22 protein-coding genes are annotated in these 18,309 nt (G+C 71.2%); 15 read left to right on the plus strand and 7 right to left on the minus strand.

Annotated features, from left to right (window positions below):
* Window positions 1-102 precede the first annotated feature (102 nt).
* Both ABZS51_RS02650 and ABZS51_RS02655 read right to left on the minus strand, forming a co-directional pair.
* The gene (locus ABZS51_RS02650) at window positions 103-927 is read right to left on the minus strand and encodes a class I SAM-dependent methyltransferase (RefSeq protein ID WP_355435226.1); all 825 of its coding nucleotides are present in this window, start codon (window positions 925-927) and stop codon (window positions 103-105) included.
* Complete coding sequence (locus tag ABZS51_RS02655; protein ID WP_310706892.1) at window positions 920-1,663, minus strand: SDR family NAD(P)-dependent oxidoreductase; 744 nt, start codon at window positions 1,661-1,663, stop codon at window positions 920-922. Before ABZS51_RS02655 ends, ABZS51_RS02650 begins: the two co-directional genes overlap by 8 nt.
* Before the next feature lie 142 nt (window positions 1,664-1,805).
* Between ABZS51_RS02655 and mshA the strand changes: the two genes are divergently transcribed.
* The 3 genes from mshA to ABZS51_RS02670 are packed head-to-tail and all read left to right on the plus strand — an operon-like array spanning window position 1,806 to window position 4,325.
* Window positions 1,806-3,044, plus strand: coding sequence for a D-inositol-3-phosphate glycosyltransferase (gene mshA / locus ABZS51_RS02660; protein ID WP_355435383.1), 1,239 nt, complete (start codon window positions 1,806-1,808; stop codon window positions 3,042-3,044).
* Between the two features lie 10 nt (window positions 3,045-3,054).
* Window positions 3,055-3,543, plus strand: coding sequence for a YbjN domain-containing protein (locus ABZS51_RS02665; RefSeq protein WP_310706891.1), 489 nt, complete (start codon window positions 3,055-3,057; stop codon window positions 3,541-3,543).
* 38 nt (window positions 3,544-3,581) lie between these two features.
* Window positions 3,582-4,325 (plus strand): phosphoglyceromutase, encoded by a 744-nt coding sequence (locus ABZS51_RS02670; RefSeq protein ID WP_355435229.1) that lies wholly within the window; start codon window positions 3,582-3,584, stop codon window positions 4,323-4,325.
* Window positions 4,326-4,422: 97 nt separating this feature from the next.
* Here ABZS51_RS02670 and phoU read toward each other — a convergent pair whose 3' ends face one another.
* On the minus strand, window positions 4,423-5,067 hold the full coding sequence (gene phoU / locus ABZS51_RS02675; RefSeq protein WP_310706889.1) for a phosphate signaling complex protein PhoU: 645 nt from the start codon (window positions 5,065-5,067) through the stop codon (window positions 4,423-4,425).
* 132 nt (window positions 5,068-5,199) lie between these two features.
* Between phoU and ABZS51_RS02680 the strand changes: the two genes are divergently transcribed.
* Complete coding sequence (locus ABZS51_RS02680; RefSeq protein ID WP_310707513.1) at window positions 5,200-6,369, plus strand: ATP-binding protein; 1,170 nt, start codon at window positions 5,200-5,202, stop codon at window positions 6,367-6,369.
* Window positions 6,366-7,058, plus strand: coding sequence for a response regulator transcription factor (locus tag ABZS51_RS02685; protein ID WP_310706888.1), 693 nt, complete (start codon window positions 6,366-6,368; stop codon window positions 7,056-7,058). The genes ABZS51_RS02680 and ABZS51_RS02685 overlap by 4 nt, the downstream gene beginning before the upstream one ends.
* A gap of 239 nt (window positions 7,059-7,297) precedes the next feature.
* Here the strand turns inward: ABZS51_RS02685 and ABZS51_RS02690 are convergent, their stop codons facing one another.
* Window positions 7,298-7,879, minus strand: a complete 582-nt coding sequence (locus tag ABZS51_RS02690) for a copper chaperone PCu(A)C (RefSeq protein WP_355435233.1) — start codon at window positions 7,877-7,879, stop codon at window positions 7,298-7,300.
* A gap of 239 nt (window positions 7,880-8,118) precedes the next feature.
* On the opposite strand from ABZS51_RS02690, the gene ABZS51_RS02695 reads away from it, so the two are divergent.
* The 4 genes from ABZS51_RS02695 (at window position 8,119) to ABZS51_RS02710 (ending at window position 9,938) form a co-directional block, all read left to right on the plus strand.
* Window positions 8,119-8,601, plus strand: a complete 483-nt coding sequence (locus tag ABZS51_RS02695) for a CarD family transcriptional regulator (protein WP_043624891.1) — start codon at window positions 8,119-8,121, stop codon at window positions 8,599-8,601.
* A gap of 17 nt (window positions 8,602-8,618) precedes the next feature.
* On the plus strand, window positions 8,619-9,098 hold the full coding sequence (ispF, locus tag ABZS51_RS02700; protein ID WP_355435236.1) for a 2-C-methyl-D-erythritol 2,4-cyclodiphosphate synthase: 480 nt from the start codon (window positions 8,619-8,621) through the stop codon (window positions 9,096-9,098).
* A gap of 174 nt (window positions 9,099-9,272) precedes the next feature.
* Window positions 9,273-9,560 (plus strand): GlsB/YeaQ/YmgE family stress response membrane protein, encoded by a 288-nt coding sequence (locus ABZS51_RS02705; RefSeq protein WP_355435239.1) that lies wholly within the window; start codon window positions 9,273-9,275, stop codon window positions 9,558-9,560.
* Window positions 9,561-9,659: 99 nt separating this feature from the next.
* On the plus strand, window positions 9,660-9,938 hold the full coding sequence (locus tag ABZS51_RS02710) for a GlsB/YeaQ/YmgE family stress response membrane protein (RefSeq protein WP_355435241.1): 279 nt from the start codon (window positions 9,660-9,662) through the stop codon (window positions 9,936-9,938).
* 129 nt (window positions 9,939-10,067) lie between these two features.
* On the opposite strand, the gene ABZS51_RS02715 is transcribed toward ABZS51_RS02710, so the two are convergent.
* Window positions 10,068-11,513 carry a DUF2637 domain-containing protein gene (locus ABZS51_RS02715; protein ID WP_355435244.1) on the minus strand — a complete coding sequence of 482 codons (1,446 nt, stop codon included), beginning with the start codon at window positions 11,511-11,513 and terminating at the stop codon, window positions 10,068-10,070.
* Between the two features lie 53 nt (window positions 11,514-11,566).
* Between ABZS51_RS02715 and ABZS51_RS02720 the strand changes: the two genes are divergently transcribed.
* Entirely contained in the window at window positions 11,567-11,953 is a 387-nt protein-coding gene (locus tag ABZS51_RS02720) for a PPOX class F420-dependent oxidoreductase (RefSeq protein WP_310706882.1), read from the plus strand.
* A 43-nt stretch (window positions 11,954-11,996) separates the two neighbouring features.
* Window positions 11,997-13,388: a cysteine--tRNA ligase gene (cysS, locus tag ABZS51_RS02725; RefSeq protein ID WP_355435247.1), complete on the plus strand. Its 1,392-nt coding sequence runs from the start codon at window positions 11,997-11,999 to the stop codon at window positions 13,386-13,388.
* Between the two features lie 31 nt (window positions 13,389-13,419).
* Here the strand turns inward: cysS and ABZS51_RS02730 are convergent, their stop codons facing one another.
* Window positions 13,420-14,328 carry a hypothetical protein gene (locus tag ABZS51_RS02730; RefSeq protein ID WP_355435250.1) on the minus strand — a complete coding sequence of 303 codons (909 nt, stop codon included), beginning with the start codon at window positions 14,326-14,328 and terminating at the stop codon, window positions 13,420-13,422.
* Window positions 14,329-14,925: 597 nt separating this feature from the next.
* Here ABZS51_RS02730 and ABZS51_RS02735 point away from each other — a divergent pair.
* Complete coding sequence (locus tag ABZS51_RS02735) at window positions 14,926-15,144, plus strand: hypothetical protein (protein WP_355435253.1); 219 nt, start codon at window positions 14,926-14,928, stop codon at window positions 15,142-15,144.
* Window positions 15,145-15,197: 53 nt separating this feature from the next.
* On the opposite strand, the gene ABZS51_RS02740 is transcribed toward ABZS51_RS02735, so the two are convergent.
* The gene (locus ABZS51_RS02740) at window positions 15,198-15,632 is read right to left on the minus strand and encodes an organic hydroperoxide resistance protein (RefSeq protein WP_355435256.1); all 435 of its coding nucleotides are present in this window, start codon (window positions 15,630-15,632) and stop codon (window positions 15,198-15,200) included.
* 132 nt (window positions 15,633-15,764) lie between these two features.
* Between ABZS51_RS02740 and ABZS51_RS02745 the strand changes: the two genes are divergently transcribed.
* The 3 genes from ABZS51_RS02745 to ABZS51_RS02755 are packed head-to-tail and all read left to right on the plus strand — an operon-like array spanning window position 15,765 to window position 18,275.
* Complete coding sequence (locus ABZS51_RS02745) at window positions 15,765-16,901, plus strand: TIGR03619 family F420-dependent LLM class oxidoreductase (RefSeq protein ID WP_355435259.1); 1,137 nt, start codon at window positions 15,765-15,767, stop codon at window positions 16,899-16,901.
* The gene (locus ABZS51_RS02750) at window positions 16,898-17,575 is read left to right on the plus strand and encodes an alpha/beta hydrolase (protein ID WP_355435262.1); all 678 of its coding nucleotides are present in this window, start codon (window positions 16,898-16,900) and stop codon (window positions 17,573-17,575) included. Before ABZS51_RS02745 ends, ABZS51_RS02750 begins: the two co-directional genes overlap by 4 nt.
* Before the next feature lie 16 nt (window positions 17,576-17,591).
* On the plus strand, window positions 17,592-18,275 hold the full coding sequence (locus ABZS51_RS02755) for a winged helix-turn-helix transcriptional regulator (RefSeq protein WP_355435265.1): 684 nt from the start codon (window positions 17,592-17,594) through the stop codon (window positions 18,273-18,275).
* Window positions 18,276-18,309: the final 34 nt, after the last annotated feature.

Consider the following 18,309-nt stretch of genomic DNA (forward strand, 5'->3'; position numbering starts at 1 on the left):
GCGTAGTACTACGACCTGTCGAGCACGCATCCGATGTCGTGAGACCTCCGGCACACCGGTCGACGATCTCCTCACCAGCCGGCAAGGATCATGCGGAGGCGGTCAGCGGGGCCCCGTCAGGGGCGCGACGGCCTGCCACGGCAGGGTGACCTCGCCCAGCCGCCACCGCGCCACCCCGCCCAGCGGCGCACCGCGTGGGATGGGCCACGTCCGGCTCAGCATGCCCACCGCCGCCAGCCACCGCTGCCGCAGCCCGTGCACCCCGTACGGCGCGCAGACCGCCCAGGCGTGGTCGAAGTCGCGCAGGAAGGCATGGATGCGCTCACCCGGGACGTTGCGGTGGATGAGCGTCTTGGGCAGCCGGTCGGCCAGGTCGGAGGGCCGCTCGAAGGCGTCGAACCGGGCCGACAGCGTCAGCGTGCGCGGGCCCTCGGCGCTCAGCCCGGCCCAGACCGCGCGGTGGCCGACCTCGGACGAGGTGCCCTCCACCAGGACGCCCCCGGGGGCGAGCCGGCCGCGCAGCAGGTCCCAGTAGTGCCACGCCTCCGTCTCGTCGTACTGGCGCAGCACGTTGAAGGCGCGCACCAGGATCGGCGGGCGCGCCACGGGCAGCTCGAACCCGCCGAGCGCGAAGCTCAGCCCCGGCCGTTCGTACGGCTTGGCCAGCGCGACCCGCGCCGGGTCGATCTCGATGCCCGTGACCTCGACGTCGGGCCGCACCCGGCGCAGCCGCGTGAACAGCTCCAGCGTCGTCACGTGGGACGCGCCGTAGCCCAGGTCCACGACCAGGGGCCGCTCGGCGGCGCGGAGCAGGCCGCCGTGCGCCGCGACGATCCACCGGTCGGCCCGCCGCAGCCGGTTCTGCCCGGTCGTGCCCCGGGTGATCGAGCCGACCGGCCTGCCCGCCGAGCCGGCCGGCCTAGCCACCGACGCGGTGGACCTTGTGCTGGGCGGCCTGCGCGCGGGGACGTATGACGATCCGGTCGATGTTGACGTGGGCGGGCCGGGTGACGCACCAGACGATCGCGTCGGCCACGTCGTCCGCGCCCAGCGGGTCGGGCACGCCCTGGTACACCCGGGAGGCGGCGGCCTCGTCACCACGGAACCGGGTCACCGCGAACCCCTCGGTCCGCACCATGCCGGGAGCGATCTCCACCACCCGTACCGGCTGCCCGACCAGCTCCAGCCGGAGCGTGCCGGCCATGGACGACTGGGCGTGCTTGGCCGCGACGTACCCGCCGCCGCCCTCGTAGGGCGTCAGCCCGGCGGTCGAGGTGAGCAGCACGAGCACGCCGTCACCCGACTCGACCAGCTTGGGCAGCAGCGCCTGGGTCACGCGCAGCGTGCCGAGCACGTTCGTGTCGTACATGCTCTGCCAGTCGTCGAGCCGCGCCTCGGCGACGCTCTCCATGCCGAGGGCGCCGCCGGCGTTGTTGACGAGCACGTCGCAGCGCTCCAGCGAGGCGGCCAGCTCGTCCACCGACTCCTGCGAGGTCACGTCGAGTGTGACGGGCCTGATGGAGGGCACCTCTTCGGACAGCCGCTCCAGCCGCTCGCGCCGCCGGGCGCCCGCCACCACGTCGTAGCCCTCCGCGGCCAGCCGCCGCGCCGTCGCCTCGCCGATGCCGCTGCTCGCACCGGTCACCACAGCCGTTCTCCTCATGGGCCACATCCTGCCAGCCCCCTTCACGACCCCCTGCTGTGACCACATGTCGGGAATGCCGGAAAGACCCGGATGGTTACTTGCCTTTTGGAGGTGATGTCGGGTGAGGCGACGGCCGGTCAACCGGGTCGCGACGATCAGCATGCACACGTCACCGCTGGAGCAGCCCGGCACGGGCGACGCCGGCGGCATGAACGTGTACATCGTCGAGTCCGCCAAGCGGCTCGCCCAGCTCGGCGTGGAGGTGGACATCTTCACCCGCGCCACCGCCGGCGACCTGCCACCCGTGGCCGAGCTCGCCCCCGGCGTCCTCGTCCGCCACCTCACCGCGGGCCCGTACGAGGAGCTCGACCGGGCCGACATGCCGGCCCAGCTCTGCGCGTTCCTGTCCGGCGTCCTCCGCACCGAGGCCATGTACGACCCGGGCCGCTACGACGTCATCCACTCCCACTACTGGCTGTCGGGCCAGGTCGGCTGGCTGGCCAAGGAGCGCTGGGGCGTGCCCCTCGTCCACACCATGCACACCATGGCCAAGGTCAAGAACCGCCTGCTGGCCCGCGGCGACAAGCCGGAGCCGCAGGCCCGCGTCGTCGGCGAGCAGCAGGTCGTGGACATCGCCGACCGCCTCGTCGCGAACACCGCGGACGAGGCCCACGAGCTCATCGAGCTGTACGGTGCCCCCGAGGACCGGGTCGCCGTCGTGAACCCCGGCGTCAACCTCACCGTCTTCCAGCCCGCCTCCAAGGGCGCCTCCCGCCACCGGCTCGGCCTGCCGCAGGACGCCCACGTCCTGCTGTTCGTCGGCCGCATCCAGCCGCTGAAGGCCCCCGACGTGCTGCTGCGCGCCGCCTCCCGCATGCTCATCGAGGACCCGTCGCTGCGCGAGCGCCTCGTCGTCGCCTGCGTGGGCGGCCCCTCCGGCAACGGCCTGGCCAGGCCCTCGATCCTCACCGAGCTGGCCGCCGAGCTGGGCATCGCCGACGTGGTGCGGCTCGTGCCGCCCGCGCCGCAGCAGGAGCTGGCCGACTGGTACCGCGCCGCCGACGTCACGGTCGTGCCCTCCTACAGCGAGTCGTTCGGGCTGGTCGCGCTGGAGTCGCAGGCATGCGGCACCCCCGTCGCTGCGGCGGCCGTGGGCGGGCTGCGCACGGCCGTACGCGACGGGGTGTCCGGCGTCCTCGTGGACGGCCACGACTCCCACGAGTGGGCGCGCACCCTGCGCCGCTTCCTGACCTCGCCGCGCTGGCGCGAGGGCCTGTCGGCGGGCGCGCGCACGCACGCCGCCGCCTTCGGCTGGCAGGCCACCGGCTCCCGCCTCAGGGACGTCTACGCCGAAGCCGTCGGCCATCTCCACTCGGTGCCCCTGGCCGTCAACTCGTAGGGTGTACGGCATGCGCGATGTCGTCGAAGCCGCGCTCAAGGCCGCGGACGTCTCCTACGACGAGCCCCGGCCCGGAGCCTTCCTGGTGAAGCTGCCCGGCCAGCACAAGCTGGCCACCATGACCTGGCTGATCGTCGGCGAGCAGGCGCTGCACGTCGAGGCGTTCTTCTGCCGCCAGCCCGACGAGAACCACGCCGAGTTCTACAAGTGGCTCCTCGGCCGCAACGGCGGCATGTACGGCGTGCACTTCTCCGTCGACCCCGTGGGCGACGTCTACCTCGTGGGCCGGGTGCCGCTCACGGCCGTCAGCGAGGAGGAGGTGGACCGCGTCCTCGGCTGCGTGCTGACCTACTCCGACGACTGGTTCGACCGGGCGCTGGAGCTGGGCTTCGCCTCGTCGATCCGGCGCGAGTGGGAGTGGCGGGCCAGGCGGGGGGAGTCGCTGGCCAACCTCCAGGCGTTCGCCCGCTTCGCCGACCCGGACCGGGTGCGGACCTGACCCGGTGGGGTTCTGCGGGGGCCCCTAGGATTGGCGGCATGGCGACTTTGGTGCTGCTGCGGCACGGCGAGAGCGACTGGAACGCTAAGGGCCTGTTCACCGGCTGGGTGGACGTCAGCCTGTCGGCCAAGGGCGAGGACGAGGCCCGCCGGGGCGGCAGGCTGCTGGTGGAGGCCGGGCTGCGGCCCGACGTGGTCCACACCAGCCTGCTGACCAGGGCCATCCAGACGGCCCAGTTCGCGCTCGGCGAGGCCGACCTCCTCTGGCTGCCGGTGCGCCGCTCCTGGCGGCTCAACGAGCGCCACTACGGCGCCCTGCAGGGCAAGAACAAGGCGCAGACGCGCGAGGAGTTCGGCGAGGAGCAGTTCATGCTGTGGCGCCGCTCCTACGACGTGCCGCCGCCCCCGATCGCCGACGGCGACGAGTACTCCCAGGCAGGCGACCCCCGCTACGCGCTGCTGCCGCCGGAGCTCATGCCCCGCACGGAGTGCCTGAAGGACGTCGTGGACCGGATGCTGCCGTACTGGTACGACTCGATCGTCCCCGACCTGGCGGCCGGCCGCACGGTGCTCGTGGCCGCGCACGGCAACTCCCTGCGCGCGCTGGTCAAGCACCTCGACGGCATCGGCGACGAGGAGATCGCCGGCCTCAACATCCCCACCGGCATCCCGCTGCGCTACGAGCTGGACGAGTCGTTCCGGCCGCTGCGCCGGGGCGGCGAGTACCTCGACCCCGACGCGGCCGCGGCGGCCATCACGGCCGTCGCCAACCAGGGCCGCTGAGACCGGCTCACCGCAGAAAACCAGGGCCGCTGAGACCGGCTCACCGCAGAAAGAAGGTGCCGGCCCGCTCGGCGGGCCGGCACTCCAGCGGATGGGCTCAGGCCGGACGCGAGCCCGTCACCAGGTACACCACGGCCCCCGCGACGCGCACCGCGTGGTCGGCGTACCTCTCGTAGTAACGGCCGATGAGCGTGATGTCGATCGCCGGCTCCACGCCGTGCGCCCAGTCCTTGGCCAGGATCGTCCGGAACAACCTGCGGTGCAGCCTGTCCATGGCGTCGTCGTCCTGGTCCAGCTCCAGCGCCGCGTCGACGTCGCGGGAGGCGATGCAGCTCCCGGCCTTGGTGACCAGGCTCTCGGCGATCTGCCCCATCTCCACGATCGTGGAGCGCGCCTCGGCCGGGATGGCCGACTCGGGGTGGCGCAGCCGCGCCACCTTGGCCACGTGGACGGCCAGGTCGCCCATGCGCTCCAGGTCGGTGCCCATGCGCAGCGCGGTGATGACCATCCGGAGGTCCACCGCGACCGGTTGCTGGCGGGCCATCAGCTCGAAGATCGACGCCTCGACGTCCTCGAAGATGGCGTTCACCTCCTGGTCGCGGGAGATGACGCTCTCCGCGAGCTGGAGGTCGGAGTCCAGCAGGGCGGTCGTGGCCCGGGAGATGGCCGAGCGGACAAGCCTGGTCATCTCGACGAGCTTGTCAGTCAGGGAGTCAAGTTCCTCATGGTACGCGTCGCGCATGCCGTCACCGTATGTGCGCGTTGATGAACGAACCCCTACCGTCAGATGAACTTTCCGGGAAAGCGGTGTTCATGCCCAGGTGGAAGGTCTGTCGCCGGAAGTCGGCCGCCTACCATCGAAGGCATGAGTGAGATGGCCATGAGCTTCGCGGCCCTGGCGGGCTTCGTCGTGGGGGCCTTCGCGATCTTGTTCTATCGCAACCAGATCGAGGCGCCGCGACGAGCCGCCGAGCCTGAGGCGCCCGATCCGGGCGCGCTGCCGCAGGGCGTGGCGTCGGTGCTGGCCGTCCTGCCCTCCTCGGCCGTCGTCCTCGACGCGCACGACCGGGTGCTGCGCGCCAGCTCCGCCGCGCGCGCGTTCGGGCTGGTCAAGGGCGACAGGCTGATGGCCGCCGAGCTGCTAGCCCTGGCCCGGCAGGTACGCAGGGACGGTGAGATCCGGGAGACCGAGATCGACGTGGCCGGCCACAAGTTCGGCCAGGAGACCACCAGCTTCGCGGTCCGGGTGGCGCCTCTCGGCTCCTACGGCCAGGTGCTGGTGCTCGCCGAGGACCAGACCGAGCGGCGCCGGGTCGAGGCCGTGCGCCGCGACTTCGTCGCCAACGTCAGCCACGAGCTCAAGACCCCCGTGGGGGCTCTGAGCCTGCTCGCCGAGACCGTCCAGGACGCCGCCGACGACCCGGTGGCGGTCACCCGGTTCGCCGGCCGCATGCAGCACGAGGCGGCCCGGCTCACCTACCTCGTCCAGGACCTCATCACGCTGAGCCGCATCCAGGGCGCCGAGCCCATCCCCACCCCCGGCCAGGTGGTCGTCGACGAGGCCGTGCACGACGCCATCGACCACTGCAACACCCGCGCCAGCGCCAAGGACATCACCCTCGTCACCGGCGGCGCCGAGGGGCTGCGCGCCTGGGGCGACGACGAGCTGCTCGTCACCGCCCTGCGCAACCTCATCGACAACGCCATCGCCTACAGCCCCGAGCACACCCGCGTGGTCGTCAGCGTCAGACCGGCCGGCGACTCGGTCGAGATCAGCGTCAGCGACCAGGGCATCGGCATCCCCGAGGAGTCGCTGGAGCGCATCTTCGAGCGCTTCTTCCGCGTCGACGCGGCCAGGTCGCGCGCGACCGGCGGCACCGGCCTCGGCCTGGCGATCGTCAAGCACGTCGCCGCCGCGCACGCCGGCGAGGTCTCGGTCTGGAGCAAGGAAGGCTCCGGCTCCACGTTCACGCTGCGGCTGCCCGCCTTCGGCGGCACGGCAGTGCCCGTACCAACCGCTAACCCCCTGGAGGCGGCCCGATGACCCGAGTACTGGTGGTGGAGGACGAGGAGTCCTTCTCCGACGCGCTGTCCTACATGCTGCGCAAGGAGGGGTTCGAGGTCTCCATCGCGGCGACCGGCCCCGAGGCGCTGGAGACGTTCGACCGCAACGGCGCCGACCTGGTGCTGCTGGACCTCATGCTGCCCGGCCTGCCCGGCACCGAGGTCTGCCGCTCGCTGCGGCAGCGCTCCAAGGTCCCGGTCATCATGCTGACGGCCAAGGACAGCGAGATCGACAAGGTCGTGGGCCTGGAGCTGGGCGCCGACGACTACGTCACCAAGCCGTTCTCCTCGCGGGAGCTCGTGGCGCGCATCCGCGCCGTCCTGCGTCGGCAGGGCGACCCCGTGGAGGAGCTGGAGACCGCGGTCCTCGCGGTCGGCCCGGTCCGCATGGACGTCGACCGGCACGTCGTCGCGGTGCGGGGCGAGCAGGTGCAGCTTCCGCTGAAGGAGTTCGAGCTGCTGGAGGTGCTGCTGCGCAACGCCGGCCGCGTGCTGACGCGCGGACAGCTCATCGACCGGGTCTGGGGCGCCGACTACGTGGGCGACACCAAGACCCTGGACGTGCACGTCAAGCGGCTGCGCGCGAAGATCGAGGCGGACCCGTCCAACCCGCGCTGCATCCTGACGGTGCGGGGGCTCGGCTACAAGTTCGACGCCACCGACTCCTGAGCGGCCCCCGGCTCCTGGACAGCCCCCGGCTCCTGGAGAGCCCCCGGTTTCTGGACGGCTCCGACTCCTGAGCGGGCGCGGGCCGCCTCAGGCCACGGCGACACGCCCGGCGGCGCGCCCGCAGTCCGCGCCCGTCATCCGCGCCCGTCTTCCTGCGCATGGAAAACCCCGGCCCGCCTCGCGGCGCGGACCGGGGTCTCTCGTTGTGGAGCGTCGATGCGGACCGGCGCCGCGGACGGTCAGTGGGCGGCTTCGCTCTCCGTGGCGGAAGGCGTCGGCGTGGGCGTCGGGGCCGCCGTGGCGCCTGGGGCCGGCGGGTAGTCCTTGAACTCGCGGCTGCGCGTGACCACAGGCACGTTCAGGGACACGAGGCCGGCGTTGGCGAAGGTGAGGTCCAGCTTGACGGTCTCGCCGCCCCTGAGGCTCTTGGCGAGGCCCTCCAGGATGAGCTGCGGCGTCGGCTTGCCGGTGTTGACGAGCTGGTTGCTGGGGAGCTGGATCGGCGTGGCCACCTTCACGTTGCCGAGCGACCCCGCGGAGACCGCCGTGAGGGTGTCGGGCGCGCCGGCGGTGTTGATGATGTTGAGGTAGATCGGGGCGGAGCCGCGCCACGCGAGCTGGGCCCCCGAGTCGGGCCCGAGGACGAACGCCTGGGGGATCTGGATGCCACGCGAGCCGTACTTGCCCTGCTCGATGAGGACGCCTGCCTCGTTGGGTGCGTACGGTTTGGCGGTGTTGGCGCCGAATCCAGCCGAGCAGCCGGCAAGAACGGGAGCTGCCAGGAGCGCGGCGGTGGCGACAATCCAGCGACGGCTGGTCACGGGCGGGTTCTCCTTGTATCGCGCATGCATGATGGTGCAGCGCCTACCATATCGATCGATTCCATGGTCATTCCCGCGCCCCCGCAGGTCATTAGCCGTGCGGGCATATGCGATTCATACAGTTGACGGGTTGTCAACCCCTAATATGCGGCTTTGACCTGCAGTTATGGTGATTTCACTGTTCCGGGAGGCTGTGAACGCGTGGTACCCTGGAGTACAGCGGAAGGGGTACTTGTCACATGACTTTCCAGGTCGGCGACACTGTCGTCTACCCCCACCATGGGGCTGCTCGGATCGAGGCAATCACCAAGCGATCCATCAAGGGTGAGGAAAAGACCTACCTGGTGCTCAAGGTCGACAAGGGCGACCTTACCGTCCAGGTGCCAGCCGAAAACGCCGAACTCGTCGGCGTGCGTGATGTTGTAGGCCAGGAAGGCCTCGAGCGGGTTTTCGACGTCCTCCGGATGCCGCACACGGAGGAGCCGACCAACTGGTCCCGTCGCTACAAGGCCAATCTCGAGAAGCTCGCGTCGGGGGACGTGAACAAGGTCGCCGAGGTGGTCCGCGACCTGTGGCGGAGGGACCGCGAGCGCGGCCTGTCCGCCGGTGAGAAGCGCATGCTCGCCAAGGCGCGCCAGATCCTGGTGAGCGAGCTCGCGCTCGCCGAGAAGACCAACGAGGACAAGGCTGAGGCCCTGCTCGACGAGGTCCTCAACTCCTGAGCACGAGCATCCCCCGGGTGGGCGTCGGAGTCGACGTCCACCCGTTCGCATCCGGGCGCGAGCTGCACCTCGCCGGCCTGCACTGGCCGGGTCAGACGGGCCTCGCGGGCCACTCCGACGGCGACGCCGCCGCGCACGCGGCCTGCGACGCGCTGCTGTCCGCCGCCGGGCTCGGCGACCTGGGCGGCCTGTTCGGCACCGCCGACCCCCGTTGGGCGGGCGCCTCGGGCACCGTCCTGCTGGAGGAGACCGCCCGCCAGGTGCGCGCCGCCGGGTTCGAGATCGGCAACGTCGCGCTCCAGGTCATCGGCAACCGGCCCAAGCTCGCGCCACGCCGCGCCGAGGCCGAGAAGACGCTGTCGGCCGCCATCGGCGCGCCCGTGAGCGTCAGCGCCACCACCACCGACGGGCTTGGCCTCACCGGCCGGGGCGAGGGCGTCGCCGCCATCGCCACCGCGCTCGTCGTCAACCTCTCCACCTCTGAGCGCGTCTTCTAACGGGTCGCCGACTGAGCGGCGCCCCCGGCGGGCGCCGCCCCCACGCCCGCCGCGCCGACCGAGGCGACGGTCCGTCACTGGCGCGGTACGGACCGTCGCCTCTCGGCGGGGGTAATGCTGGATTATGCCGGGTACGTCCCCTTATGGCATGTGAACGTCTCGGGGGGAGTACACATGATCGGCGCCATCGTCTCTGCCGTCGTCATCGGTGCCATCATCGGCGCGCTGGCGAGACTCATCGTTCCCGGCAAGCAGAACATGAGCATCGGGCTGACGCTCATCGTCGGCATCGTGGCCGCTCTGCTGGGCACGCTCATCGCCCAACTCGCCGGCTGGGCCGACACCAAAGGCATCGACTGGATCGAGCACATCCTTCAGTTGGTGCTCGCCATCGCCGGGGTGCTGCTGGTGTCCCGGATGAGCACCGGGAGAACACACGGACCGGGCACTACAGGTGTCTGAGCAGGGCCAACGTAATTTCTACGCATAATCGTGCGGGCCTGGGTACTGATCTCACCGTGAGAGAGTGAACGGCTCACCCTCATGGGGAGGTTTCGTATCATGACAATCCAGTCCATCCTTGGCGCGATCGTCATCGGCGCCGTCGTCGGCGCCGTCGGCCGTCTGCTGCTTCCGGGCAGGCAGGCCATCGGGTGGATCCTCACCGTCGTCGTCGGCATCGTGGCCGCCCTGCTGGGCACCCTCATCGCGCAGGTTCTGGGCGTTGAGACCACTCCGGGCATCGACTGGATCGAGCTCGTGATGCAGGTCGTCCTGGCGATCGTGGGTGTCGGTCTCGTGGCGGGACTGCGCCGCGGCAGCGGTTCGCGGACCATCTAGGACCACGACCCCGCGCCTCTGAGTGAGGCGCGGCACACGGTATATGCGGAAAGACCCGCTCGGTTCGCCGAGCGGGTCTCCGTGTTGCCTGGGGCCTCGCATTGCCCCTTGGGAGGGCCTGTGAGCCTCTCAGGGGCTCTCTGGTGCCTCTTTCGTGTCGGAGTCCTCCGGTGGGAGCGGCGTGCTGCGCATGCGGCCCGCAGGAGCGTCGTACGCCGCGGCGGGCTCCTCGTGGACGACGGGATGGGGGGCGGTGTCCACCATGGACTCGTCACGCTCCCCGGAGATCCCGCGCCGGGCGGTGGGGCCGCCGTGCGAGGCGTCCTGGCGATCCTGCGGGTCGTGGGCGTCGCCCGGATCGGCCTCTGGAGCGTCGCCTGCCGCGGTGTTCCGAGCGGCGGCCCGGGAGGCGTGCTGAGGTGCGGCCGTCTCGGGCGCGGCGGTGGAGCGGGAGCGGGCGCGGGCGGTGTCGTCGGAGAACACCTGGACGGGCTGGGTGTCGGCGTCCTTGCCCGCCGGGGTGCGGGGATGGACGAGCACGTCGGCGGGCCTCACCCGATCCCCCCAGCGCACCGGACGCCGCGGAGCCTCCTCCCGAGGTGCGGCCTCCTCGGGCGCGACCTCCTCCGCAGATGCCTGCTGCTGCGGCGCGTCCCCCTCCTGGGAGACGGCATGGGCCACGGCCTCCTCCCGGGGCGCGAGGTCCTGCGGAGGCACGGGCTCCTCACGAGACACCGCCTGTTCCCCGGTCGCCGTGTCCTCGCGGGGCGCGGCTTCCGTGCTGGGGACCGGGGACTCCCGGGGGGCGACCGCCTCATGCGGCGACTCCGCGGCCTCGTGCGGCGACTCCGCCGCCTCCTCCTCGGTGCGCTCGGAACGGCCGGCATCGCCGGGTCGGTCCGAGGCCGCCGGGTCGGGCGTCGGCCAGCTGGTGACGCGCTCCGAGATCGGCGGCGTCTCGGGCGCAGGGGTCGGGCCGACGACCGGCGTCGGCTCCAGCACCTGCTGCACCGGCTCGGTGAGCGGCGGCGTCTCGGAGAGGGGCGGCGGCGTGTCGGCCGCGCGACCCCGGGGGAAGGGGACGAGATCCGTGTCACCACCCTGCTCCCCGTCGTCGGCCCGGTCGCCGTCGCGTACGGAGTCACGCGCGGAGCGGCGACCCTGGACGTGCTTGATCAGCAGCAGCCACAGCCACAGCGCCACCGCGAGCATCACCCACGGCGCCACGGCCACGCCGACGGCGGCCTGCCGTGCGTCCGGCTCCAGCCGCAGCGCGGTCGAGACGTTGGTCGCGGCGGCGGCCACCAGCAGCACGACCAGGACGATCGCCGTCTGGATCCGCACGAGCAGCCGCGCCGAGCGCAGCAGCAGCAGGCTGATCAGCGCGACCGCGAGCACCGCGTCGAACGCCGCGGGATAGAGGTAGGCGAGGTCGGCCCGCGCCTCGCCGCGCAGGGCCAGCGAGCGCAGGTCGTCGAAGGAGAGCGCGCACGCGGCGCCGGTCAGCGCGGCGACCGCGACACCGGCCAGGGCGATGCCGAGGCGGCGGAGCGTAGAGGGGGGAGTCACGTCCATGGCGCTGTCGAGCCTACAGAAGAATGGCGTTCACGACTGATCGAGGAGAGACCATGGCCGAGCTTTCGGATGGCGTGCGCGAGTTGTTCGACGGACCGAACTACGCGACGGTGACCAGCCTCAACGCGGACGGATCACCGCAGAACACTGTGGTCTGGGTGCGTACGGACGGGAACGACGTGCTGTTCTCGACCGCCGCGGGACGTGTGAAGCCCCGCAACTTCGAGCGTGACCCGCGCACCAGCCTGCTCGTGATCGACCCCGCGAACCCCTTCAGGTACGCCGAGGTGCGCGGCCGGGTGACCCTGGAGGACGACCCTGAAGGCAAGCTGATCCAGGAGCTCTCGCACAAGTACTCCGGACAGCCGTGGGAGGACCAGCCGGGGGTTCGGCGCCTGATCGTCAGGGTCACTCCCGAACGCGTCATCCTGCGGGGGTGATTTATTCGGCATGTGAGCGTGCCTGAGGCGTTAGCCTTTCACCGTGAGCCTGCACTTGTACGACACCAGCACACGCGCCGTTCGCGAATTCGTTCCTGTGGAACCCGGCCGGGCGTCGATTTACCTGTGTGGCGCAACCGTGCAGGCTCCGCCGCATATCGGGCATATCCGCTCAGGTGTGAATTTCGACGTGCTGCGCCGCTGGCTGCTGCGCTCCGGGTACGAGGTGACGTTCTGCCGCAACGTCACCGACATCGACGACAAGATCATCAGGGTGTCGGCCGCGGAGGGCGTGCCCTGGTTCGTGGTGGCCGAGCGCAACCAGCGGGCGTTCACCTGGGCGTACGACACGCTCGGCTGCCTGCCCCCGACCGTCGAGCCGCGCGCGACCGGCCACGTGCCCGAGATGATCACGCTCATGGAGCGGCTGATCGAGCGCGGCCACGCCTACGCCTCCGGCGGCGACGTCTACTTCGACGTGGTCTCGTACGCCGACGAGTACGGCAAGCTCTCCAACCAGAAGCTGGAGAACATGCGGCCGGCCGCCGACACCGACGACGAGACGTCCAAGCACGACCCCCGCGACTTCGCCCTGTGGAAGGGCGCGAAGCCCGGCGAGCCCACGTGGCCGACGCCGTGGGGGCTCGGCCGTCCCGGCTGGCACCTGGAGTGCTCGGCGATGGCGACCAAGTACCTGGGGCCGACGTTCGACATCCACGGCGGCGGCCTCGACCTGATCTTCCCGCACCACGAGAACGAGATCGCCCAGTCCCAGGCGGCGGGCGACGGGTTCGCGCGTTACTGGATGCACAACGGCCTGGTCAAGATCGGCGCCGAGAAGATGAGCAAGTCGCTCGGCAACTCGCTGCTGATCCCGGAGATGGTGCAGAAGGTACGGCCGGTGGAGCTGCGCTACTACCTGGCGGCGCCGCACTACCGTTCCTCGATCGAGTACTCGGAGGAGGCGCTGCAGGAGGCCGCGGCCGCCTACCAGCGCATCGAGGGGTTCGTGACGCGGGCGGCCGAGGTCATCCACGACGTGGACGCCGACGCGCCGCTGCCGCAGGCGTTCGTGGACGCGCTCAACGACGACCTGGGCACGCCGCAGGCGCTCGCCGTCGTCCACGAGGTCGTGCGCGAGGGCAACGTGGCGCTGTCGCGCGGCGACAAGGAGGCCGTGGCCCGGCTGCTCGCCGAGACGCAGAACATGCTCGACGTCCTCGGCCTCGATCCGCGCTCGCCCCAGTGGCGCGAGGCCGGCTCCGACCTCAAGCCGGTGGTGGACGCGCTGGTGGCGGTGGCGCTGGAGCAGCGTACGGCGGCACGGGCGCGCAAGGACTACGCGGCGGCGGACGCCATCAGGGACGGGCTGGCGGCGGCGGGCATCACGGTCGAGGACACCCCGCACGGCGCCCGCTGGGAACTGACTCGCTGACCGACCCCTTCGACGGCCAGGTCGTGCCGGATCACCTGGCGATGGGCCCGAACACCCGTCGCTCCAGCCGTACGTACGCGCGCGCGGACAACACCCGCAGGAGCCGCCTCCCGATCCCGGCCTCCCGCAGGAGCCGGTGCCGTTCCTCCCGGGTCGCCAGTCTGGCGGCCCAGGGCAGCACCAAGGGGACGCGGTCGAAGGAGATGGTCCTGCACATCTGCCGCTCGGCCACCGCGAAGTCCTCCACGGAGACGTACCGTGCGATCAGGGGCAGGACGTCGTGGTCCAGATGGTCGATGTGCTGGTCGACCCGGTCCCTGACCGCCCGCAGCAGGGCGGCGAGCAGAGCCGCCCCCGACTCGGGATCGACGGTGAACTGGTCGGCCGCCGCCCGCAGCCCCGCCAGAATCGGCGTCAGCAGCTCACGGTTCTCCCGGTACGGTCGCATGTCGATGGCGGCTCCGGCGGACTCGGCGATGAGCGGCCACAGGAACTGCGCCGCGCAGTAGTGGTGCCGGTCCATCTCATCGCACACCAGCGTGACGTAGTCCCGCACGGCCTCGGCCCGCCGCCGGGACATCAACGCCGGGTCCGGACGCCTCCCAGGGAGCCGGTACGACCTGCCTCGCGGGCCTTCCGACCCACCACCGGGCTCCGACGTACCCCAGGACCTCTCCCCGGCGTCGGCCACCGCTGTGGAGACGGGCGGCACGGCTGACGCGTCGACGGTGTCCGCCAGGCCGCCGATCAGCTCGGCAAGCCTGTGCAGGTCGTCGCGCAGGGAACGATGCATGAGCCGCACGACGGTGTAGTCCGCCTCATTGTCCTGCTTCGGCCCCTGCACGACCCCCACCTTGCAGCCCTCGGACACGCCGGCATGCACGCCCGCCGCCGACCGACGAGCGGGATCCACCCAGCCGCCCCGCGGCCGCGCGCTCACGCGGGCATCGCAGGTGCAGCGCTGCTGTTCGACCGTGATCGGCAAGCCCTCATGCGTTCGGCGTGTGGCGTGTCCGGCGCCGTTCCTGTGCTTGTACGTCATGGATGTCCTTCCCGTTCGTCTCGTCTGCCGACTCCTCCTGCTCGGAGTGGGATGAGTGAAGATTTCGCAATATCTGGCGGGTTCCCCGCCGTTGGCGCGTGGTGATGCGCGTACGTGGGACTGACGCGATTCGATTCCGCGGCGTGAGGTGCGATTCCGGCGCAATCTCCGCATTGAGCAGCCGCCGGCTTACTCGTCAGCGGCGTCCTGGCTTGGCCTTGAGCTTGTGGGCGCCATGAGCACGGAGCCCACCGGTCACGGCTTGCCGCGGAGCTGTGGCACTTTTCTGTCAGTGACGGCGGCCTTGACCGGAAGCCGAGCAGTTGTCAGCCCAGCAGTTGTCAGCTCTCCCGCTGACCCACATCCGCATACCCGCGGCGCCTGACGGTGCCGCGCACGTACTGCGCCATTCCCGCCCTTCCCAGTTGTTCCGAGAAGCGAGCCCGCAGACATGACGTGAAGGGAGTGGCTCGGAAGGGGAGCCGGGCGGTCCTGGTGACGCCCGACCTGACGTGGCTTCTTTCTGAAACGGTCCGTGACCTGCAGTTTGTTCCCACTGGCCCCGACCCCGACCCCGACGCCGACGCCGACGCCGACGCCGACGCCGACGCCGACCCCGACACCGACGCCGACGCCGACGCCGACACAGGCACCGACGCCGACACAGACGGCGACCTGCACCGCAAGCGGGCACCGTCCCCACAGTCCGGGTAAGGGTCCCCACGGCCCCGGGTAAGGACGGAAGCGCGCCCCGCGCCCGGAACCCCTTACACGGCGATCCCGTTGGCGCTCAGTGCCACGTCGATGTTCCCCCGCGTCGCGTTCGAGTACGGGCACACCAGGTGCGCCGTCCTGACGAGCTCGACTGCCTTGGCCGGGTCCGTCACGGACGGCAGCGTGACCGCCAGCTCCACGCCGAGCCGGAACGTGCCGTCGGCGTTCGGGATGAGCATCACCGACGAGTCCACCGCGACGTCGCCCGTGTCGACCCGCTCGCGTCGCCCGAGCATGCTCACGACGGTTGAGAAGCAGGCCGCGTACCCGACCGCGAACAGCTGCTCGGGATTGGTCCCGTCGCCGTCCCCGCCCAGCTCCTCGGGCTGGCGAAGCACCACGTCCAGCATCCCGTCGCTGGTCCTGCCGTGCCCGTTGGCGCGCCCGCCGGTGACGTTGGCCTTGGCGGTGTAGAGCGGCTCAACCATGTCAGTCCTCCGGTCCGAAGTCTTCCCTATACCTGATTGTGAACCGTATACTTCAAAATCAGGAAGTCAATCGTTTACGATCAAGTCGTCTCCGGTTCTTGAGCCGCCCGACATGAGAGCGAGGGGAAACGCATGGACGAAGCAGCACCCGAGAAGGGCCCAGGTGCCGAGTTACGGATCGGCTACCTGCTGCCGACCCGTGACTGGGTCGTCATGGGCGATCGCGACCTCCCATCCCTGATCGGTCAGGCGCGGCTCGCGGAGGATCGCGGGTTCGACTCCGTCTGGGCGGGTGACAGCCCGGTGACACGTCCACGTTCCGATCCGCTGCTGGTGCTGGCCGCCGCGGCGGCCCTCACCGAACGCGTCACGCTCGGCACGGCGGTCCTGCTGCCTGCCTTGCGGCATCCGATCCTGCTGGCCCACCAGCTGGCCACGCTGGACCGCATGTCCGGGGGGCGACTGGTGGCGGGCATGGGCGCCGGTTTCCCGCACCCGAAGACGGAGGCCCAGTTCGAGGCGGTCGGCGTCGGGTTCAGAGGCCGGGTCAGCCGCATGGAGGAGTCGATCGCCGCGATGCGCCGCCTCTGGAGTGAGGAGGAGGTGTCGTTCCAGGGAACGCACTTCGCCTTCCACGACGTACGCCTCGCTCCGGAACCCGCACAACGCGGAGGTCCGCCGATCTGGCTCGCCGGAGGCGGTTCTGATGCGACCCTGCGCCGTGTGGCCAGGCTGGCGGACGGCTGGCTCCCCTACCCACCCGACCATCAGACGTACGCCGACGAATGGACCTCCATCCTGCGTACCGCCGCCGCCCACGGCAGCGCGGAGGTCACCGACAACCCTGGCGGGTCCTGTCGAGCCGACACAGCCTCCCGCACCGACGGGGCGAGCGGCGACTGCTCCCCGCGTCGCCGGACCGATGGCGGCATCAAGCCCTCCCGCACCACCGCTGACGGGGGCGCTCGGAGTCCGGGCCCGACACCTGCCCTGTACGCCACGATCTGCCTGGACGACGACCCCGAGCGGGCCCGGTCCCGCCTCCGTACCAGCGTCGAGCGCTACTACAACGCCCCCTTGGAGGTCGTCGAGGGGATCCAGGCCATGTTCGCCGGAACAGCGGCGGACGCCGCCGGGTGGCTCCGGGGATACGCGGCCGCAGGGGCGCGGCACGTGGTGATCCGGCTTGCCGTGGACGACCACCGCGCGGCGCTGGAGGAGTTCGCCGCCCGGACCCTGCCCCTGCTACGAAACGGAGCACAATCATGACCACGTTCGTCCTCGTCCCCGGCGCCTGGCACGGCCCCTCGGCATGGGACCGTGTCGTCCCCCTGCTCGAAAGGGCCGGCGCCCGTACCGTGACGCCCGACCTCGCCGCCACACCCGAGACCGGTCTACGCGACCACGTGGAGACCGTCGTCGCCGCGCTCGACGCCGTGGGCGAGCCGGTCGTGCTCGCCGGCCACAGCTACGCGGGCCTGGTCGTACGGCAGGCGGCCGACCGCAGTCCCGAACGCGTTGGGCACGTCGCCCTGATCGACGGCTGGGCCGGGCCGGACGGGGCGGGGATGTTCACCCTGGCGCCCGAGGCGTTCGTCAGCCGGATCAGGGCCGCCGCGGACGAGAAGGGGCTGGTGCCCGCACCGGCACCGGGGGCGTTCGGCATCGACGACCCCGACGACGCGGAGTGGCTGCGGCCCCGCCTGCGCCCCCACCCCCTCCGGACGTTCACCGACACCACCACCCTCACCGGAGCCGTGGACCGGATCCCCGGCACCGCCCTCTACTGCCGGCCCCGAACCATGCCCTTCGACGAGCTGGCCGAGAAGGTGGGCTATCGGACGGTCCCCGTGGACGGGCCGCACAACGTGATGCTGGCACTTCCGGAAGCCGTGGCCCGCTTCCTCCTCGACATCTCTGAGGTTCAGAATCGAGAAGCGTGAAGACTACAGTGGAGAAGTGGACCAGCGGACGTACAACCAGTACTGCGCGACGGCGCGAACCCTCGACCTCGTAGGGGAGCGATGGACCCTGCTGCTCGTGCGCGAGCTGCTGACCGGGCCCAAGCGGTTCGGTGACCTGCAGAGCAGCCTCCGCGGCCTCGGCACCGGACTGCTCGCGGCACGGCTGAAACACCTCGAACGCGAGGGCCTGGTCCGCAAGGTCGTGCTGCCGCCGCCCGCCCGCACTCCCGCGTACGCCCTGACACGGGCGGGCACGGAGCTGGGCCCCGCGGTCATGGCGCTGGCGCGGTGGGGGATGAAGTGGGCCATGGGGGAGCGCCGGGAGGACGAGGCGTTCCGGGCCGGCTGGGCCGTGCTGGGACTGCGGGCCTGCTTCGACGCGGAGGCGGCGTCAGGCGTGCGGGCGGTGTACGAGTTCCGGATCGCCGACGAGGTCTTCTACGCGCGGGTGGACGACGGGACGATCGAGACTGTGTTGGGGGCGGCGCAGCAGCCGGACGCCGTGATCGAGATGGACGACGAGACGCTGGTGGAGCTGGCCGCGGGGGAGAGGACGCTCGCGGACGGGATCAAGGACAGGGACATACGGGTGTCGGGCGACATGAAGGCGCTGGGCCGGCTGCACTCGCTGTTCCACCTCCCACGACCGGAATCGCGGGAAGCGGCGCACCAGGCTTGACGCTTGTGACGTGAGCCGCCGCCTTGCCGGGGCG

This window comes from Nonomuraea sp. NPDC005501 (assembly GCF_040605905.1).
Taxonomy (GTDB): domain Bacteria; phylum Actinomycetota; class Actinomycetes; order Streptosporangiales; family Streptosporangiaceae; genus Nonomuraea.

Excerpts from the sequence above, each read along its gene's own strand:
- ABZS51_RS02655 (WP_310706892.1), bottom strand. The coding sequence starts at position 1,663 with ATGAGGAGAACGGCTGTGGTGACCGGTGCGAGCAGCGGCATCGGCGAG.
- mshA (WP_355435383.1), top strand. The coding sequence starts at position 1,806 with ATGCACACGTCACCGCTGGAGCAGCCCGGCACGGGCGACGCCGGCGGC.
- ABZS51_RS02665 (WP_310706891.1), top strand. The coding sequence starts at position 3,055 with ATGCGCGATGTCGTCGAAGCCGCGCTCAAGGCCGCGGACGTCTCCTAC.
- ABZS51_RS02670 (WP_355435229.1), top strand. The coding sequence starts at position 3,582 with ATGGCGACTTTGGTGCTGCTGCGGCACGGCGAGAGCGACTGGAACGCT.
- phoU (WP_310706889.1), bottom strand. The coding sequence starts at position 5,067 with ATGCGCGACGCGTACCATGAGGAACTTGACTCCCTGACTGACAAGCTC.
- ABZS51_RS02680 (WP_310707513.1), top strand. The coding sequence starts at position 5,200 with ATGGCCATGAGCTTCGCGGCCCTGGCGGGCTTCGTCGTGGGGGCCTTC.
- ABZS51_RS02685 (WP_310706888.1), top strand. The coding sequence starts at position 6,366 with ATGACCCGAGTACTGGTGGTGGAGGACGAGGAGTCCTTCTCCGACGCG.
- ABZS51_RS02695 (WP_043624891.1), top strand. The coding sequence starts at position 8,119 with ATGACTTTCCAGGTCGGCGACACTGTCGTCTACCCCCACCATGGGGCT.
- ABZS51_RS02705 (WP_355435239.1), top strand. The coding sequence starts at position 9,273 with ATGATCGGCGCCATCGTCTCTGCCGTCGTCATCGGTGCCATCATCGGC.
- ABZS51_RS02710 (WP_355435241.1), top strand. The coding sequence starts at position 9,660 with ATGACAATCCAGTCCATCCTTGGCGCGATCGTCATCGGCGCCGTCGTC.
- ABZS51_RS02715 (WP_355435244.1), bottom strand. The coding sequence starts at position 11,513 with ATGGACGTGACTCCCCCCTCTACGCTCCGCCGCCTCGGCATCGCCCTG.
- ABZS51_RS02720 (WP_310706882.1), top strand. The coding sequence starts at position 11,567 with ATGGCCGAGCTTTCGGATGGCGTGCGCGAGTTGTTCGACGGACCGAAC.
- ABZS51_RS02740 (WP_355435256.1), bottom strand. The coding sequence starts at position 15,632 with ATGGTTGAGCCGCTCTACACCGCCAAGGCCAACGTCACCGGCGGGCGC.
- ABZS51_RS02745 (WP_355435259.1), top strand. The coding sequence starts at position 15,765 with ATGGACGAAGCAGCACCCGAGAAGGGCCCAGGTGCCGAGTTACGGATC.
- ABZS51_RS02750 (WP_355435262.1), top strand. The coding sequence starts at position 16,898 with ATGACCACGTTCGTCCTCGTCCCCGGCGCCTGGCACGGCCCCTCGGCA.